Origin of the sequence: Streptomyces iranensis, assembly GCF_017874715.1 — a bacterium.
GTDB classification, from domain to species: Bacteria; Actinomycetota; Actinomycetes; order Streptomycetales; family Streptomycetaceae; genus Streptomyces; species Streptomyces iranensis.
Genome location: NZ_JAGGLR010000010.1, coordinates 329,064 through 348,517, shown reverse-complemented (window position 1 = coordinate 348,517; position 19,454 = coordinate 329,064). Strand labels below are relative to the sequence as shown.

At 73.3% G+C, this 19,454-nt stretch carries 6 protein-coding genes; 2 read left to right on the top strand and 4 right to left on the bottom strand.

The features are described 5' to 3' along the window. Nucleotides 1–15 precede the first annotated feature (15 nt). From J2Z30_RS20535 to J2Z30_RS20525, 3 genes are all read right to left on the bottom strand, one after another. On the bottom strand, nucleotides 16–1,758 hold the full coding sequence (locus J2Z30_RS20535) for a pyruvate dehydrogenase (protein ID WP_044569143.1): 1,743 nt from the start codon (nucleotides 1,756–1,758) through the stop codon (nucleotides 16–18). A 95-nt stretch (nucleotides 1,759–1,853) separates the two neighbouring features. Further along, nucleotides 1,854–2,948: a protein phosphatase 2C domain-containing protein gene (locus tag J2Z30_RS49735; protein WP_308279986.1), complete on the bottom strand. Its 1,095-nt coding sequence runs from the start codon at nucleotides 2,946–2,948 to the stop codon at nucleotides 1,854–1,856. Between the two features lie 1,674 nt (nucleotides 2,949–4,622). After that, entirely contained in the window at nucleotides 4,623–6,074 is a 1,452-nt protein-coding gene (locus tag J2Z30_RS20525) for a dihydrolipoyl dehydrogenase family protein (RefSeq protein ID WP_209468759.1), read from the bottom strand. A gap of 182 nt (nucleotides 6,075–6,256) precedes the next feature. Between J2Z30_RS20525 and J2Z30_RS20520 the strand changes: the two genes are divergently transcribed. Continuing rightward, nucleotides 6,257–6,655, top strand: coding sequence for a PPOX class F420-dependent oxidoreductase (locus tag J2Z30_RS20520; RefSeq protein WP_044569146.1), 399 nt, complete (start codon nucleotides 6,257–6,259; stop codon nucleotides 6,653–6,655). 54 nt (nucleotides 6,656–6,709) lie between these two features. On the opposite strand, the gene rsgA is transcribed toward J2Z30_RS20520, so the two are convergent. Further along, nucleotides 6,710–7,831, bottom strand: coding sequence for a ribosome small subunit-dependent GTPase A (rsgA, locus tag J2Z30_RS20515; protein ID WP_044569147.1), 1,122 nt, complete (start codon nucleotides 7,829–7,831; stop codon nucleotides 6,710–6,712). A gap of 403 nt (nucleotides 7,832–8,234) precedes the next feature. Between rsgA and J2Z30_RS49730 the strand changes: the two genes are divergently transcribed. Continuing rightward, nucleotides 8,235–19,424, top strand: coding sequence for a type I polyketide synthase (locus tag J2Z30_RS49730; protein WP_308279985.1), 11,190 nt, complete (start codon nucleotides 8,235–8,237; stop codon nucleotides 19,422–19,424). Nucleotides 19,425–19,454: the final 30 nt, after the last annotated feature.

Below are 19,454 nucleotides of genomic sequence, written 5' to 3'. Positions count from 1 at the left end.
TGGCGGGCGGTCTGATCAGGGGCGCGGTACGTTCCGGAGGTTCGAGCGGGCCATCTGGAGCATCTTGCCGACGCCCCCGTCCAGCACCATCCTGCCGGCCGAGAGCGCGAAGCCGGTCACCATCTCGGCCTTGATCTTGGGCGGGATGGACAGCGCGTTGGGGTCCGTGACGATGTCCAGGAGCGCGGGCCCCTTGTGCTGCAGTGCGGCGCGCAGCGCGGACCGCAGGCGCTTGGGCTTCTCCACCCGCTCGCCGTACACCCCCGCGGCACGGGCGATCTGGGCGAAGTCCGGGTTGTGGTAGCCGGTGCCGTGCGCGGGCAGGCCCGAGACCAGCATCTCCAGCTCGACCATGCCCAGCGCGGAGTTGTTGAACAGGATCACCTTCACCGGCAGGTCGTACTGGACGAGGGTGAGGAAGTCACCCATCAGCATGGTGAATCCGCCGTCGCCGGACATCGAGATCACCTGACGGCGGCGGTCCATGAACTGGGCGCCGATCGCCTGCGGCAGCGCGTTCGCCATCGAGCCGTGGGTGAAGGAGCCGATCATCCGGCGGCGGCCGTTGGGGGACAGATAGCGGGCGGCCCACACATTGCACATCCCGGTGTCCACGGTGAAGATCGCGTCGTCGGCGGCCTCCTCGTCCAGCACCGACGCCACGAACTCCGGGTGGATCGGGATGTGCTTGTCGACCCGGCGGGTGTACGCCTTGACCACGCCCTCCAGCGCGTCGGCGTGCTTCTTCAGCATGCGGTCGAGGAAGCGGCGGTCCGTCTTGGGACGCACCTTCGGCGTCAGACAGCTCAGCGTCTCCCGCACATCGCCCCAGACGGCGAGGTCCAGCTTGGAGCGGCGGCCCAGGTGTTCCGCGCGGACGTCCACCTGAACGGTCCGCACATCGGAGGGCAGGAAGGCGCCGTACGGGAAGTCGGTGCCCAGCAGGATCAGCAGATCGCATTCGTGAGTGGCCTCGTACGCCGCACCGTAACCGAGCAGACCGCTCATGCCGACGTCGTACGGGCTGTCGTACTGAATCCACTCCTTGCCGCGCAGGGCGTGCCCCACCGGCGCCTTCAGGAGCTCGGCGAAGGCCATCACCTCGTCGTGCGCCCCGGCACAGCCCCGGCCGCAGAAGAGCGTCACCCGCTCCGCCTCGTTGACCATGCGGGCGAACCGGTCGATCTCCGCGTCACCCGGGCGCACCGTGGGCCGGGACGTCACCAGGGCGTGCTCCTCGGCGCGCTCGGGCGCCGGGCGGGCGGCGATGTCGCCGGGGAGTGCCACCACGCTGACCCCGCTGCGGCCGATCGCGTGCTGCACGGCGGTCTGCAGCACGCGGGGCATCTGCTGGGGGTGGGAGATCAGCTCGCAGTAGTGGCTGCACTCCTGGAACAGCCGCTCGGGGTGGGTCTCCTGGAAGTAGCTGGTGCCGATCTCGCTGCTGGGGATGTGCGAGGCGAGCGCGATGACCGGGGCCATGGAGCGGTGGGCGTCGTAGAGCCCGTTGATCAGATGGACGTGCCCGGGGCCGCAGGAGCCCGCGCAGGCGGCGAGGGATCCGGTGAGCTGCGCCTCGGCACCGGCGGCGAAGGCGGCGGTCTCCTCGTGCCGCACCTGGATCCAGTCGATCGCGGCGTTGCGGCGGACCGCGTCCACCACGGGGTTGAGGCTGTCGCCGACCACGCCGTACAGCCGCCGCACACCGGCGCGCACCAGGATGTCCACGTATTGCTCCGCCACGGTCTGCTTGGCCATCGCGCGCCCTCATCCCTTTCGTCCCGGGTCGATGGGGTGGGTGACGGTTGACCGCCACCTCGCACCTTTCGTCCATCAACCCATGGACGGCGCGCTTACGCCTCCCAGACGGCGGCCGCCGTACGGTCGTCGGCGTAGCCCTTCACCCCCGTCTGGGCGTCGGCGAGGAACGCGGCGAGCCCCGGCGCCTCCGCGGTGTCCCAGCGCTCGGCCAGGCGATCGGCGAGGGCCGCCTCGCCGCGCAGGGGCTCGGCGAGGCCCGCGCTGCACAGCAGCAGGGTGTCGCCCGGCCGGGCGACGGAGGCGCGGAACCGGAAGGGCCCGTGGACGGGCTCGGACTCGGGTGGCGCCGTGCGGTCGGAGGCGCAATCGGAGTCGGGGCCGGGGCCGGAGTCGGGGCCGGAGTCGGGGTCGGGGTCGGAGTCGGGGCCGGGGTCGGGGCCGGGGCCGGGGCCATGGCTCGGTCGCCGGCCGGGCGGGCGACCACTCCCATAGCCGATGACGGGCCCGCCGACGGTGTCCCGCTCGCCCCCGTCGGGTTCCAGGTCCTGCCAGACGCCGTCCCGCAGCCGGAAGAGCCCGCCGTCGCCGACGCCGAAGAACACCCGGGTACGGCAGGCCGGATGCGCCGGGAGCAGGAGGCAGCGCACCGACGCGGTGTGGTCGGCGGGGGCGAGGCCGCGTACGGTCGCTCCGGCGCGCAGCCGCCCGTAGGCACGGTCGGTGAGCCGGTGCAGCCCGGAGCTGAGGGCGCCGCGGTTGGCGGTGTGGATGTCCTCCGTCAGCCGGGCCTGATTGCTGCCGACCGCCCCGGCGATCCACTCGCACAACTCACGCGCCACCCGATGCGCCCCCGGGTCCGCCCGCTGCCCACTCGCCACGGCCACCAGGAGAAGGGCGCTGTCCCCGGTCCCGAACCGCACCGCGAGCAGCGCGTCCCGCCGCAACTCGCCCCGGTAACGGGCCGCGTCCCCGCGCAACGACGCGGCCCGCAGCGTCAGCGTGCCGTACCGGGCGCCCTCCAACACGGTGTCGGGCACCACGTCCCGGAGATCCTCCGGATCCGTGACGGGAAGCGTGGTCGGCTCGGTCTCGTACGTGGGCGGCTCGTCCCCGACATACGAGGCGGCCGCGGCCCGCCAGGGCCGCGCCGGATCGGCCCGCAACGCGGCCTCCGGCGGAGGCGGCACCCCGGCACCACGCGGACCCGAGGACGGCGAGGGCGGCCCGGACACCCCGGCACGCCTGGGAGGACTGACCGGGGCGGCGGCCCCGGGCACCCCCGTCGAGCCGGTCCGTCCGGACGCGCTTCCCGGGCTTCTGGGTCCAGGCGCGCCCGACCGGCTCGTGGATCCGGGCGAGCTTCCCCGGCTGGTGGGCCCGGGTGCGTCCGCCGGGTTAGCGGGTCCGGGCGAACTCCCCCGGCTCGTGGGTCCAGGCGCGTCCGCCGGGTTTACGGGTCCAGGCGCACCCGATCGGCTCGGAGGTCCGGGCGAGCTTCCCCGGCCGGTGGGTCCGGGCGCGTCCGCCGGGTTAGCGGGTGAACTCCCCCGGCTCGTGGGTCCAGGCGCGTCCGCCGGGTTTGCGGGTCCAGGCGCACCCGACCGGCTCGCGGGTCCGGGTGAACTCTCCCGGCTGGTGGATCCGGGTGCGTCCGACCGGCTCGCGGGTCCGGGCGAACTCCCCCGGCTCGTGGATCCCGGCGCGTCCGCCGGGTTTACGGGTCCAGGCACACCCGACCGGCTCGCGGGTCCGGGCGGGCTTCCCGGCCTCGTGGGTCCCGGCGCGCTCCCCCGGCTCGTGGGTCCCGGCGCGCTTCCCGAGTCGGTACGTCCGGGTGCACCCGCCGGGCCGGTACGTCCCGGTGCACCCGTCGGGCCGGTACGTCCCGGTGCGTTCCCGGGGTCCGCGCGGCCGGGTGCGTCCCCGGAACCCGCGCCGCCCTGTGCGGCACCGGAACCCGCGCCGTCCCATGGAGCACCCGGTTCCGTACGTCCCGGCCCCGCGCCGGAACCCCCGCGGCCGTCGGAGGGCGGGGTTGCCCCAGACCCCGTACCGCCGCCCTGCGAGGGCGATGGAGCGCCAGGCCAGTCGTCGTCCTGCTCGGTCCCCGAGCCCGCGCCATCCCACGCGGCGCCCGACCCCGTGCGTCCCGGTTCGGCACCGGACCCCGCGCGGTCCTGGTTGGGCAGTGTGGCACCGGGCTCCTCGTCGGCGGGAGATCGCCACCCCTGCGGGCCACCTCCGGCGTCGGCGTCGGAGCCCGGGGCGGCACCGCCCGGCTCCCCCGTCCGCGGGCCCCAGGGGGCGCCCGCAGCCGGTCTCTGATTACTGGCGTCCTCGTCGCCGGCGAGCGTGCGGGAGGCCGAATCGAACCGGTCGTCCACGGAGTCGGAGGCCGCCGCGGGCCCCGCGTCCGCACGACGCGGGTCGTACAACTCGCCCCACCAGTCGTCCTCATGACGGCGTCGGTCGCCCTGCTGGCTCATCCCCACATTGTCCACAGGGAGGCTCCACGGGAACACCACGCGATGACCGGCCCGAGGCCCGCCCAAGATCCCCTCAAGCAAACCGGAGCACGCTCAGCCGTTTGGCCCCAGGAGCCCGGCCCGGCAAGTGGCCCGCCCCTGAGCCCGGGGCGGGGTGTCGGGGCGAACCGCTGCTCGCCCCGACGACGTAAGGCGTGACCGCGGCCGGAGGGCAAACCCGAGGAGCGGGGAGTGACACCCCGCGAGCCGAGGGCGGACGACTGGCCCGGGGCCGCGAGCCGAGGTCGGACGACCGGAGCCGGGGCCAGGGCCAGGACTGGGGCCGGGGCGACCGGGCGGACCCCGCCCAAGCAGCGCCCAAGCAGCCCCGCGCCCTCACCCCCTGTACGTCTCCAGCAGCCGCAGCCAGATCTCGCTGATCGTGGGGAACGACGGCACCGCGTGCCAGAGGCGGTCGATGGGGACCTCGCCCGCTACCGCCACCGTCGCCGAGTGGAGCAGTTCGCTGACCCCGGGGCCCACGAAGGTGACGCCGATCAGGTGGCCCCGGTCCAGGTCGACGACCATGCGGGCGCGGCCGCGGTAGCCGTCCGCGTAGAGGGCCGAGCCCTCGACCTGGCCCATGTCGTAGTCGACGACGCGGATGCTGCGGCCCTCGGACTCGGCCTGTTCCGCGGTCAGCCCGACCGCGGCGACCTCCGGGTCGGTGAAGACGACCTGCGGTACGGCCGCCTCGTCCGCGGTCGTCGCGTACTCGCCCCAGCGGCTCGTGTCCAGCCGCTCGACGCCCCGCGCGCGTGCCCCGATCGCCGCGCCCGCGATGCGCGCCTGGTACTTGCCCTGGTGGGTGAGGAGCGCCCGGTGGTTGACGTCGCCCGCCGCGTACAGCCAGCCGTCGGGGACGTCCGTCACGCGGCAGGTCTCGTCGACCGTCAGCCAGCCGCCCGGTTCGAGCCCCACCGTCTCCAGGCCCACGTCCGCGGTGTGCGGGGCGCGCCCGGTGGCGAAGAGCGCCTCGTCCGCCTCGAGCTGTTCCCCGCTCTCCAGGGTCACCGTGACCGGCCCCGCCGCCCCGCCAGGCCGGGCGAGCCCCTTCACCGACGTACCGGTGCGGATCTCGGCCCCGGCCTCCCTCAGCGTCTCGGCGACCAGCTCGCCCGCGAACGGCTCGATCCGGTTCAGCAGCCCGGAGCCGCGCACCAGCACGGTGACGCGCGAGCCGAGGCCGCACCAGGCCGTGGCCATCTCGGCGGCCACCACACCACCACCCACGATGATCAGCCGGTCCGGCACCGTGCCGGAGCTGGTGGCCTCCCGGCTGGTCCAGGGCCGGGCCTCGGCGATCCCGGGCATGTCGGGCAGCGCGGCCCGGGTGCCGGTGCAGACGGCCACCGCGTGGCGGGCGGTGAGGGTCCGCTCCCCACCGTCGGATCCGTCCGGCGGCGTCACCGCGACCCGCCGTGGCCCGATCAGCCGCCCATGGCCGCGCACCAGGTCGATCCCGGCCGAGTCCAGCCAGGTGAGCGCGCCGTCGTCCTTCCAGTTGCCGACCTCCTTGTCGCGGTGGGCGAAGACGTCGGCCGCCGCCAGCGACCCCCCGACCGCTTCCCGCAGCCCCGGCACCTGGCGTGCCTCGGCCCGCGCGAGCACCGGGCGCAGCAGCGCCTTACTGGGGACGCAGGCCCAGTACGAACACTCACCACCGACCAGCTCCCGCTCCACGATCACCGTGGAGAGCCCGGCGGCGCGGGTCCGGTCGGCCAGATTCTCACCGACCGGGCCCGCGCCCAGCACGATGACGTCGTACTCGTCCGTGGCCTGATTCATCGCAACCCGCTCTCTCGCTCGTATCACCGTCGCAGGGCCTCCGGGGGCCTCGCAGGGTCATCGTGGCGTCGAGTTACCGCGCACAGCCACCCCAATCGGCGTTTCGGCCGAGCGCTCCCGGCAAGGGGAGGCCCCCGCCCGCGTCCGCTGCGTACGGGGCGCTGCCGCGCGACAGTGATCGCATGACTGTTTTCACCGAACCCGAGGCCGACTACCTCAGATCGCAGCGGATCGGCCGGCTGGCCACCGTGGACGCGCAGGGCCGGCCGCAGGCGAACCCGGTGGCGTTCTTCCTCAACGAGGACGGCACGGTCGACATCGGCGGCTACGCCATGGGCAGGACGAGGAAGTGGCGCAACACCGGGACGAATCCGAAGGTGGCGCTGGTCGTCGACAGCCTGGTGAGCGAGCAGCCGTGGATGGTGTGCGGGGTGGAGATCCGCGGCGAGGCGGAGCGGCGCACGGGGCCGCATGACCTCGGCGCCCATCTGAGCGACGAGGTCATCCGGATCCATCCGCGCTGGGTGTACAGCTGGGGCCTGGAGGACGTGCCCGGGGACAAAACCCGGAGCGTGGGCTGACCGAGGCCGGTCCCGGTCGTACCGCCACCGCTACCGCCACCGCCACCCCTATCGCTACCGCTTAGGCCCCCGCTTGCGTTCCATCATGTGGCGGCCGAGCGCCTGCCGCTGCTTCCAGTCCCGCCGCAGCTCGGCCCGCAGCCGCGCGTCCGTGCGGGCCGCGAGCCGCTCGTTCTCGCGGAGCAGCTTGCGGTAGCTCTCCAGCCGCCGCTCCGGCAGCGAGCCGTCGTCGATCGCGGCGAGCACCGCGCACCCGGGCTCGGCCCGGTGGGCACAGTCGGGGAAGCGGCACCGCCCAGCGAGCTCCTCGATCTCGGCGAACGCCTGTGCGACACCACCCTCGGCGTCCCACAGCCCCGCCCCGCGCAGCCCCGGGGTGTCGATCAGCACCCCGCCCGAGGGCAGGGGCAGCAGATCGCGGGTGGTCGTGGTGTGCCGCCCCTTGCCGTCGCTGTCGCGGATCGCCCGTACGTCCTGGACGGCCTCGCCCACCAGCGCGTTCGCGAGCGTGGACTTGCCCGCGCCGGACTGGCCGAGCAGCACGGCGGTGCCGGAGGCGAGCAGGGCGCCGAGCTCCGCCAGCCCATCCCCCGTCGCGGAGCTCACCGCGAGCACCCGTACACCGGGCGCCGCCGTCCCGGTGTCGGACACCAGATGGGCGAGGGTGTCCGGGTCGGGCACCAGATCGGCCTTGGTGAGGACGAGCAGCGGCTGGGCGCCGCTCTCCCAGGCCAGCGCGGTGAACCGCTCCACCCGGCCCAGGTCGAGCTCGGCGGCGAGGGAGACGGCGATGACGGCGTGGTCGACGTTGGCCGCCAGCACCTGACCGTCCGAGCGCTTGGAGGAGGTGGACCGTACGAGGGCGGTACGGCGCGGCAGCAGCGTACGCGCGTAACGCGGATCGCCCTCGGCGTCCACGGCGGCCCAGTCGCCGGTGCACACGATCCGCAACGGATCGCGCGGCGTCACCAACTCGGTGTCGGCCCGTGCCAGGCCGCTCGGCGTGACCAGATCGCACTGGCCACGGTCCACCCGGATCACCCGGCCGGGCACCAGGCCCTGTTCGGCGTACGGGGCGAACGTCTCCGCCCAGCCGTCGTCCCAGCCATAGGCGGCGAGGGAGTACCGAGAGGCGGGATCAGAGGAGTCAGAAGAGCCGGTGGAAGTGTTGAACACGGAGGAAACCCTTCGAAGGGCGGCCTCCGAAGAGGTGTCAGCCGGAGACCGCGGGGGTGGAAATGAGGAACTCCTGAACGCGAGCGGCGCTCGCCACCGAGACCGTCATCAATGTCCTCACCTCCTGCTTTCCTCAACGCGCGGCAACACGGACCAACAGGGCCCGCACGGAACGGAGAAACCGTAGCCCATCCCCGCACCGGACGCCATCCATTTTTCTTTCGTTGAAAACGAAAGGGGCTGCAATCAACCACCCTGTGACCAGGGGAACATGACCCCGCACAGCGGCTCCCGAACATGCTTGCGCACCCGCCGGACGCTGAGGTACCTTCGCGGCAGTTGATCTTTGTATTCACGCGCGATAAACGGGTCAGGTCACCAGGTCACGGGGGAGTGTACCTAGTTGTCCACAGTCGCCGATTTGCCATGGCTTCACGATGTCCATGATTCGGTAGCGGTCATCGGTTTCTCTTGTCGTTTACCGGGGGCCCGGACGCCCGAGGAATTCTGGCGGCTGCTCAGCGAGGGCATGGACGCGGTCACTTCCGTACCGGAAGATCGATGGACTCCGCGGCAATCCGACGACGGGCCCGGGGCCCGAGCCGAAGGCGAAGCCGGAGCCGAAGGCGAAGCCGGAGCCGGGACGGAATTCGGCGCCTTCCTCGACGCGGTGGACCACTTCGACGCCGACTTCTTCGGCATATCGCCGCGCGAGGCCGCCGCCATGGACCCCCAGCAGCGGCTGATGCTCGAACTGGGCTGGGAGACCCTGGAGGACGCGGGCCTCACACCGGCCCGGCTCGCCCAGGGGCGGACGGGGGTGTTCGTCGGCGCCATCAACGACGACTACGCCACGCTGCTGCGGCGCCACGGCGGCGATTCCGCGGTCACCCATCACACCCTGACCGGCCTCCAGCGCGGCATGATCGCCAACCGGCTCTCCTATCTGCTGGGCACCCGCGGGCCCAGCATGGTCGTGGACTCGGGTCAGTCGTCCTCGCTGGTCGCGGTGCACACGGCCTGCCAGAGCCTGCGCAACGGCGAATGCGACACCGCGCTCGCGGGCGGGGTCCACCTCAATCTCGCGTACGACGGCGCGCTGAGCGCCGCACGCTTCGGCGGGCTCTCCCCCGACGGCACGTGCTTCACCTTCGATTCCCGGGCCAACGGCTTCGTCCGCGGCGAGGGCGGCGGTCTGGTGCTGCTCAAACCCCTCGCCCGCGCGCTCGCCGACGGCGACCGGATCCATGGGGTGCTGCGCGGCGGCGCGGTCAACAACGACGGCGGCGGGGACAGTCTCACCACCCCCAGCCGAACCGCCCAGACGGAGGTGTTGCGCCGGGCGTACGCCGCGGCCGGGGTCGCCCCCGACCAGGTGCAGTACGTCGAACTGCACGGCACCGGCACGCCCGTCGGCGACCCCATCGAGGCGGCGGCGCTGACCGAGGCGATCGGCGCGGCGCGGACGAATGACCGGCCGCTGCTGGTGGGGTCCGCCAAGACGAACGTGGGCCATCTGGAAGGGGCCGCGGGGATCACCGGCCTGATCAAGGTCCTGCTCGCCCTGAAGGCGGCGCACCTCCCGCCCAGCCTCAACTTCCGCTCGCCCAACCTCGCGATTCCGCTGGAGGAGTGGAATCTGCGGGTGCAGACCGAGCTGTCGGCGTGGCCGCGCCCGGATGCGCCGCTGATCGCCGGGGTGTCCTCCTTCGGGGTCGGCGGGACCAACGCCCATGTCGTCGTGGAGCAGGCTCCGGTGGTCTCACGCGCCGAGGGCACGGCCGAAGGCGCTGCGGGGGCGTGGGGTGGTGACGTACTGCCGTGGGTGATCTCGGGGCGCACGACGCTCGGGCTGCGGGCGCAGGCGGCCCGGTTGCGGTCGTTCGCGGCGGGCGGTTCGGCGGGTGGCTCGGCGGACGGTTCCGCGGACCATCCGGCGGACGGTTCCGCGGACCATTCGGCGGACGGTTCGGCCGACGGCGGCGTCTCCCCCGCCGACATCGGATGGTCGCTCGCCGAGCACCGGACGGCCCTGGAGCACCGTGCCGTGGTGGTGGCCGGGGACCGCGATGGGTTCCTGGCCGGGCTGGACGCGATCGCCTCCGGTGAGCCCTCCGCCCATGTGGTGGCTGGGGTGGCAGGCGAGTCGGCCGGTGGTCCGGTGTTCGTCTTTCCGGGGCAGGGTTCGCAGTGGGTGGGCATGGCCGCCGAACTGCTCGACGGCTCGCCCGTGTTCGCCGAATCCATCGACCGCTGCGCCCAGGCCCTGGCCCCGCACACCGACTGGGATCTCCTCGACGTCCTGCGGGACACCGAGGACGGCGCCGCGCTGGAGCGCGCGGAGGTGCTGCAGCCCGCGCTCTGGGCCGTGATGGTCTCGCTGGCGCGGGTGTGGCGTTCGCTCGGCGTCGTCCCGTCGGCCGTCGTGGGCCACTCCCAGGGTGAGATCGCGGCCGCGTGCGTGGCCGGAGCGCTCTCGCTGGAGGACGGTGCCCGGCTGATCGCCGTACGCAGCCGGATCGCTGGGGCGCTGATCGGCCGGGGCGGTCTCGCGTCCATCGGCGCGTCGGAGGAGCGGGCGGCCGAGCTGCTCGCGGACCGGGACGACGTTTGGATCGCCGCGGTCAACGGACCCGGCGCGACGGTGGTCGGGGGCAGCCCGGAGGGGCTGGCCGAGGTCACGGCCAGGGCGGAGGCCGCCGGGCTGCGGCACCGCACGGTGGCCACCGCGTACGCCTCGCACACTCCGCATGTCGAGGCGATCCGCGGGGAGTTCCTACGGCTCGCGGCGCCGGTCGCGCCGCGCGCCACGGACGTGCCGATGTACTCGACCGTCACCACCGCCCCCATCGCGGGCGAGACGCTGGACGCCGAGTACTGGTACCGCAACCTCCGCGAACAGGTCCGCTTCCACGACACCGTCCAGAACCTGATCGCGGACGGCAACTCCCTCTTCCTGGAGAGCAGTTCGCACCCCGTGCTCACCACCGCCGTCCAGGACACGGGCGGCGTCGCCATCGGCACCCTGCGCCGGGGCGAGGGCGGCACACAGCGGGTGCTGCTCTCGCTGGCCGAGCTGTGGGTGCACGGGGCTGCCCCCGACTGGGGGAAGGTGTTCGCCGGGACCGGTGCCCGCCGGGCCGAGCTGCCCGGCCGCGCCTTCCAGCGGCGGCGCCACTGGTTCGGCACGGTGGCGTCCCCGGCGGGCACGGATGCCGCGCCGGGGGCCGCGAGCCTTGATGTGGTTCATCAGGTGCGGGCCCAGGCCGCCGCCGTCCTCGGACATACGACGGTGGCCGAGCTCGACACCGGACGGACCTTCAAGGATCTCGGCTTCGACTCGATCTCGCTCAGCGATCTGTGCAACCGCGTCAACGCCGCGCTGGGCACCCGCCTCTCCCCCGCCGCGCTCTTCAGCCACCCGACCCCGGCCAGGCTCGCGGAACACCTCGCCGCCACCGCCGCCGGCCCTTCCTCCGCGGCCACCCCGGAGGTCGCCGGCGACGCCGACGAGCCGATCGCCATCATCGCGATGAGCTGCCGCCTCCCCGGTGGGGTGCACTCCCCGGAGGACCTGTGGCGGCTGGTAGCGGACGGACGGGACGCCATCTCGCCGTTCCCTGACGACCGCGGCTGGGATCTGGAGCGACTGCACGGCACCGAGAGCACTGGCAGCACCGGAAGCACCGGAAGCACCGGAAGCACCGGAAGCACCGGAAGCACCGGAAGCACCGGAAGCAGCTTCGCCCAGAGCGGTGGATTCATCGACGGGGCCGCGGACTTCGACGCCCGCTTCTTCGGCATCTCCCCGCGCGAGGCCCTGGCGATGGACCCCCAGCAGCGGCTGCTGCTGGAGACCTCCTGGGAGCTGCTGGAACGGGCGGGCATCGCGCCCGACGCGCTGCGCGCCACCCGTACCGGTGTGTTCGTCGGCACCATGGACCAGGAGTACGGACCACGGCTGCACGAGGCGCCGGAGGCGGTGGACGGCTATCTCCTCACCGGCAAGACCGCCAGTGTCGCCTCCGGCCGTATCGCCTATCTGCTCGGGCTCACCGGACCCGCCATCACCCTGGACACCGCCTGCTCGTCGTCGCTGGTGGCCCTGCATCTGGCGGTGCAGTCGCTGCGCCGGAGGGAGTCCACGCTGGCCCTGGCCGGTGGGGTGACCGTCCTCAACACCCCGGGAATCTTCACCGAGTTCAGCCGTCAGGGCGGGCTGGCCCGCGACGGCCGGTGCAAGGCGTTCGCGGCCGGGGCCGACGGCACCGGAATGGCGGAGGGCGTCGGCATGCTGCTGGTGGAGCGGCTGTCCGACGCCCGCCGCAACGGCCATCGCGTGCTCGGCGTGATCCGTGGCACGGCGGTCAACCAGGACGGCGCCTCCAACGGCCTCACCGCGCCCAACGGCCACTCCCAGGAGCAAGTGGTCCGGCAGGCGCTGGCGGACGCGGGGCTGTCGACGTCCGATGTGGATGTGATCGAGGCGCATGGCACGGGCACGGCGCTCGGCGACCCGATCGAGGCGCAGGCGCTGCTCGCCACGTACGGCCGGGACCGGCCCGCCGACCGGCCCGCGCTGCTGGGGTCGGTGAAGTCCAACTTCGGCCATACCCAGGCGGCGGCCGGAGTCGCGGGCGTCATCAAGGCGATCATGGCGATGCGCCACGGTGTCGTCCCCGCCACGCTGCATGTGGACGAGCCGACCCCGCACGTGGATTGGGGGTCCGGTGGTCTGGAGCTGGTGACGGAGGAGCGTCCGTGGCCGGAGGCCGGACGGGCGCGGCGGGCCGGAGTCTCGTCGTTCGGCATCAGCGGGACCAATGCCCATGTGGTCCTGGAGCAGGCCCCACCGGCTCCCGCCCCCTCCCGCGCCCCTCGCCCCGCCAATCCGCTCGTCGAGGCGGAAGGTGTGCTGCCGTGGGTGGTGTCGGGCCGTTCGCCCGCGGCGCTGCGAGCGCAGGCGGCCCGGCTGGGTGCGTTCGCCGCCTCCTCCGACGCCACGCCGCCGGACATCGCGTGGGCGCTGGCGACGCAGCGGGCCGCCATGGAACACCGTGCGGTGGTGGTGGCCGGGGACCGGGACGACTTCCTGGCCGGGCTGGACGCGATCGCCTCCGGTGAGCCCTCCGCCCATGTGGTGACTGGGGTGGCCGCCGGGTCGGCCGCCGGTCCGGTGTTCGTCTTTCCGGGGCAGGGCTCGCAGTGGGTCGGCATGGCCGCCGAACTGCTCGACGCCTCACCCGTGTTCGCCGAATCCATCGACCGCTGCGCCCAGGCCCTGGCCCCGCATATCGACTGGGATCTGCTCGATGTGCTGCGGGCGATCGGGGATGAGGCGGCGCTGGAGCGGGTGGATGTGGTCCAGCCCGCCCTCTGGGCCGTGATGGTGTCCCTGGCCCAGGTGTGGCGTTCGCTCGGCGTCGAGCCCTCCGCCGTCATCGGCCACTCCCAGGGCGAGATCGCCGCCGCGTGCGTGGCCGGTGTGCTCTCGTTGGAGGACGGCGCGCGGCTCGTGGCGCTGCGCAGCCGCCTCATCGCCCAGGAGCTGGCCGGACTCGGCGGCATGGTCTCCCTCGCCACCTCCGCCGAGCAGACACACGACCTGCTGACCGGCCACGATGACGTCTGGACAGCGGCCGTCAACGGGCCCACGTCCACCGTCATCGCCGGGAGCCCCGCCGGGCTCGCCGAGGCCACGGCGAAGGCCGAGGCCGCTGGGGTCCGGACCCGTGCGATCGCCGTCGACTACGCGTCCCACACGCCGCACGTCGAACGCATCCGGGAACAGCTCCTTGAGCTCGCCGCACCCATCACCCCCCGCGCCGGTGACGTCCCCCTGTACTCCACCGTCACCGCCACCCTCATCGACGGCGGCACCCTCGACGCCGAGTACTGGTACCGCAACCTCCGCGAACCCGTCCGCTTCCACGACACGCTGTGGACTTCGTTGGCCGACGGCCACACCCTCTACCTGGAGTCCAGCCCCCACCCCGTCCTCACCACCGCCGTCGAGGAGACCGGCCACGCCGCCGACCAGCGCATCCTCGCCACCGGCACCCTGCGCCGTGACCAGGGTGGCGCCCGGCGGCTCCTCGGCGCCCTCACCACCCTGTGGGCCCATGGCGTGGACCCCGACTGGGCGGCGGTGTTCGCACCCGGCGGCGACACACCGGTCGATCTGCCCACCTACGCCTTCCAGCGCGAGCGGTACTGGCTCGCGCCCCTCGGGCCCGGCTCCGCCGTACGGGTCGATCTGCCGTCCGCCACCGTGGCGGCCGACGGGCCCGAAGCGCTCGGCGGCTTCGCACGCCGGGTGGCCGACGCCGCCGATGGCGCGCCCCGGCTGCGGGTGGTGCTGGACGAGGTGCGCCGCCACGCGGCCGCCGTGCTGGGGCTGTCGTCGGTGGACGAGGTGGAGACGCGGAAGGTCTTCCGGGACCTCGGCTTCGACTCGCTGACCGCCGTGGAACTACGGAACCGGCTGGCCGTGGCGACGGGTGTGGCGCTCGCGCCCTCCGTCGTCTTCGACCATCCGACGCCCCTGACGCTGGCCCGGCATCTGCTGGACCGGATCACGGGCGGGGACACCGCAGGAGCGGGCCCGTACGCGCCGGGCGAGGTCGTGCCGGTCGTGCCGGTTGCGCCGGGGACGGCCGCCCTGGACGAACCGATCGCGATCGTGGCCACGAGCTGCCGTTTCCCCGCGGGCGTACGGTCACCCGAGGATCTGTGGCGGCTGCTGCTGTCCGACCAGGACACGCTCTCCGCGTTCCCGGCGGACCGCGGCTGGGATCTCGACGCGCTCCACCACCCCGACCCGGAACGCCCCGGCAGCAGCTATGTCCACAAGGGCGGATTCCTCCCGGACGCCGCCGACTTCGATGCCGACTTCTTCGGCATCTCGCCGCGCGAGGCGATGGCGATGGACCCCCAGCAGCGGCTGCTGCTGGAGACCTCCTGGGAGGCGCTGGAACACGCGGGCATCGACCCGCTGTCGCTGCGCGGCAGCCGCACCGGGGTGTTCATCGGCCTCGTACCGCACGGCTACGGCGGTGCGGGCGCCGACACCGAGGGGTCCGAGGGCTATCTCTTCACCGGAGCGGCGGGAAGCGTGGCATCCGGCCGGATCGCCTACAGCTTCGGGCTGACCGGACCGGCCGTCACGGTGGACACGGCGTGTTCGTCCTCGCTGGTGGCACTGCATCTCGCCGTACAGGCGCTGCGCAACGGCGACTGCGGGACGGCCCTCGTGGGCGGCGTCTCCGTGATCTCCACACCGGGTGTGTTCACCGAGTTCAGCCATCAGCGCGGGCTCGCCCCCGACGGCCGCTGCAAGCCCTTCGCGGCGGCGGCGGACGGCACCGCGTGGGCGGAGGGCGTGGGCGTACTGCTGGTCGAACGGCTGTCGGAGGCCCGCCGCAACGGCCACCAGGTGCTGGCCGTCATCCGTGGTACGGCGGTCAACCAGGACGGCGCCTCCAACGGCCTCACCGCGCCCAACGGGCCGTCCCAACAGGCGGTCATCCGCCAGGCGTTGGCGAACGCCCGTCTCACACCCTCCGATGTCGATGTGATCGAGGCACACGGGACGGGTACGGCGCTGGGCGACCCCATCGAGGCACAGGCGCTGCTCGCCACGTACGGCCAGGGCCGATCCGCCGAACACCCCGCGCTGCTGGGCTCGATGAAGGCCCATGTCGGCCACACCGGCGCGGCGGCCGGGGTCGCGAGCGTCATCAAAATGGTGCTGGCCCTGCGCCACGGCGTCGTTCCCCGCACCCTGCATGTGGACGAGCCGACGCCGCATGTGGACTGGGACTCCGGCGCGGTGCGGCTGGTGACGGAGGCTACGGGCTGGCCCGAGGCGGAACGGGCGCGCCGCGCGGCGGTGTCGTCATTCGGGGTCAGCGGCACCAACGCCCATGTGATCGTGGAAGCGGCCCCGACGGCGGACACCACGTCCCAGTACAAGCCCAACAAGCCCAACAAGCCCACGGAGGGTGTGCTGCCGTGGGTGATCTCGGCGCGTTCGGAGCCCGCGCTACGGGCACAGGCAGCACAGTTGCGCGCGTTCGTGGCCACGAGCGATCGGCATCTCGCCGACATCGGCTCGTCGCTGGCACGGCACCGGGCCGCGCTGGAGCACCGTGCGGTGGTCGTGGCCGCCGACCGGGACGACTTCCTGGCCGGGCTGGACGCCGTTGCCACCGGCGAGCCCGCCGCCCATGTGGTCAGCGGCGTGGCCCCGGGCGAGCCGCCCTCCGGTGCCGTCTTCGTCTTTCCGGGGCAGGGGTCGCAGTGGGTCGGCATGGCCGCCGAACTGCTCGACTCGTCAAAGGTGTTCGCCGAGTCGATCGACCGCTGCGCCCAGGCGCTGGCTCCGCATATCGACTGGGATCCGCTCGATGTGCTGCGGGCGATCGGGGATGAGGCGGCGCTGGAGCGGGTGGACGTGGTCCAGCCCGCCCTCTGGGCCGTGATGGTGTCCCTGGCCCAGGTGTGGCGTTCGCTCGGCATCGAGCCCTCCGCCGCCATCGGCCACTCCCAGGGCGAGATCGCCGCCGCGTGCGTAGCCGGGGTGCTCTCCCTGGAAGACGGCGCACGGCTGGTCGCGTTGCGCAGCCGCCTCATCGCCCAGGAGCTGGCCGGACACGGCGGCATGGTCTCCCTCACTGCCCCCGCCGACCAGGCGCGCGAGCTGCTGACCGGCCGCGACGACGTCTGGATCGCGACCGTCAACGGCCCGTCCTCCACCGTCATCGCCGGGAGCCCGGCCGCGCTCACCGACGTCATGGCACAAGCGGAAGCCACCGGGATCCGGGCCCGTGCGATCGCCGTCGACTACGCCTCCCACACCCCGCACGTCGAACGCATCCGGGAACGACTCCTCCAACTCGCCGCGCCCATCACCCCCCAGGCCGGGCATGTGCCCATGTACTCCACCGTCACCGCCGCACCCATCGACGGCGAGACCCTCGACGCCGAGTACTGGTACCGCAACCTCCGCGAACCCGTCCGCTTCCACGACACGCTGCGGACTTTGCTATCCGACGGCCACACCCTCTACCTGGAGACCAGCCCCCATCCCGTCCTCACCACCGCCATCCAAGAAACCCACCCCAACGCCCGCGCCACCGGCACCCTCCGCCGCGACCACGGCGGCACCCAGCAACTCCTCACCTCCCTCGCCACCCTCTGGACCCACGGCCTCACCCCCACCTGGCCCGCAATCCTCACCCCCAACACCCCCACCCCCACCAACCTCCCCACCTACCCCTTCCAACGCCACCACTACTGGCTGGACACCGCGGCCCCGGGCCGACACCGCGCCAACGCAATGACGGGCGCGGATCCGCACACCGGTTTCTGGGAAGCCGTGGAGCGCGAGGATCTGGAAGGGCTGGCTCGGACCCTGCGGTTGGAGGAATCCCAGGCGGAGTTGACGAGCCTGTTGCCCGCGCTGTCAGCGTGGCATCGACGGCAGAGCACGGCGTCCACGATGGACGCGTGGCGGTATCGCGAGGGCTGGAAACCGCTGCCCGACACCACCGCGCCCGCGCTGTCCGGCACCTGGCTCGTCGTCCTGGCACCCGACCAGAAGGGCGATGCGCTGTACGAGGCGATCGCCACGGCCCTGAACCGGCACGGCGCCACGGTGGAAACGGTGGTCGTGGCGCCCGACGATCCGCGCCACTGGGCCGACACCCTCGCCGCCCTCACCGCACACACCGCCCTCGCCGCACCCACCGCGGCGCACACCACCGCGCCCGTCGTCGGCGTGCTCTCGCTGCTCGCCCGCGACGAGGCCGCCGGGCCGCACCGCACCCTGCGGCTGATCCAGGGCCTGGAGGCGGCGGGGCTGTTCGCGCCGCTGTGGTGTGTCACTCAGGGCGCGGTGTCGGTCGGCGCCCACGATCCGCTGACCGGCCCGGCGCAGGCGCTGGTGTGGGGTCTGGGCCGGGTGGCGGCACAGGAACTCGCCACCCGCTGGGGCGGATTGGTGGATCTGCCCCAGGAGCTGGACGAACGGACCACGGCCCGGCTGTGTGCCGTACTGGCCGCCGGGGGCCACGAGGACCAGGTCGCGGTCCGCGCCACCGGGGTCCTCGGGCGTCGTATCGTCAGGGCGCCGCGCCTCGGCGATGTGCTCGATGACGGCTGGTCCCCCGGCCCTGGCACGGTTCTGATCACCGGTGGCACCGGCGCCCTCGGCAGCCAGGTGGCCCGTCGGCTCGCGGCCCGTGGCGCCGAGCATCTGCTGCTCGTCAGCCGTCGCGGGGACACCGCGCCGGGAGCGGACGAGCTGGTGGCCGAGCTGACCGCCTCGGGGGCCAAGGCGACCGTGGCGGCCTGCGATGTCGGGGACGCCGACGCGCTCCGCGCGCTTCTGGCGTCGATTCCGGCCGCGTACCCCCTGACCTCGGTGTTCCACACGGCGGCCGTCCTGGACGACGCCGCCATCACCTCCCTCACCCCCGAGCAGGTGGACCGCGTGCTGCGGGTGAAGGCGGATGCGGCGTGGCGGCTGCACGAGCTGACCCGGGACCTGGAGCTGTCCGCGTTCGTGCTGTTCTCCTCCCTGGCGGGCACCGTGGGCATGGTGGGTCAGGGCAACTACGCGCCCGCCAACGCCTATATGGACGCCCTTGCCCGCCACCGCCGCGCACGGGGGCTGGTGGCCACCTCCGTGGCCTGGGGTTCCTGGGCGCAGGGCGGTATGGCCGAACGGGACGCGGTGACCGAGCTGCGGCTGCGCCATGGCGTACCGCTGCTGCCGCCGGAGTCGGCGCTCCTCGCGCTGGAGGCCGCGCTGGCGGACGGCGAAACGGCCCTGGTGATCGCCGATATCGACTGGGACCGCTTCGCCCACGCCTACACCGCCGCCCGCCCCAGCCATCTGCTCGAAGAGATCCCCGAGGCCCGGCGGGCGCTCGGCGCGGTCGACGGCGCGGTCGACGGTGCGGCGGCCCCGGCGCCGGGTGGAGGTACCGGCGGTACGGTGGCGGCCCTGCGCGACCGGCTCGCCGACGCGAAGCCCGAGGAGCGCGAACGGCGGCTGCTCGACGCCGTACGCGGCCAGGTGGCCGCGGTCCTCGGCCATGGCTCGGCCGACGCCGTGGGCACCAGGCGGCCGTTCCTGGAGCTCGGCCTGGACTCGGTCACGGCGGTGGAGCTGCGCAACCGGCTCGGGAGCGCCACGGGGCTCCGGTTGCCCGCCACCGTGATCTTCGACTTCCCGACCGTGGCCGAACTCGTCGGCTATCTGAGCACTCTGCTCTTCACCGGCATCGACGGCGACTCGGATGGCGGCGCCAAGGGTGACGGCGCCACCGGTGACGGTATCGCCGGTGACGGTGCCGCCGAACTCGACGGTCTGGACCGGCTGTTGGTGTCACTGCCGAGCGACGCCCCAGCCCGTTCCGAGATCGCCGACCGGCTGCGCCGGCTGCTCCGGTCCGCCGTGGGCGCCATGGACGCCGTAGCGGCCGTGGACACCGCCGCCGAGGATCCGGTGACGTCCGACGATCTCGAAGCGGCCACCAACGACGAGCTCTTCGACTACATCGAGAAGGAGTTCGGGATCTCCTGATCCCGTTCCGTCCACCCCGCTGACCAGCCG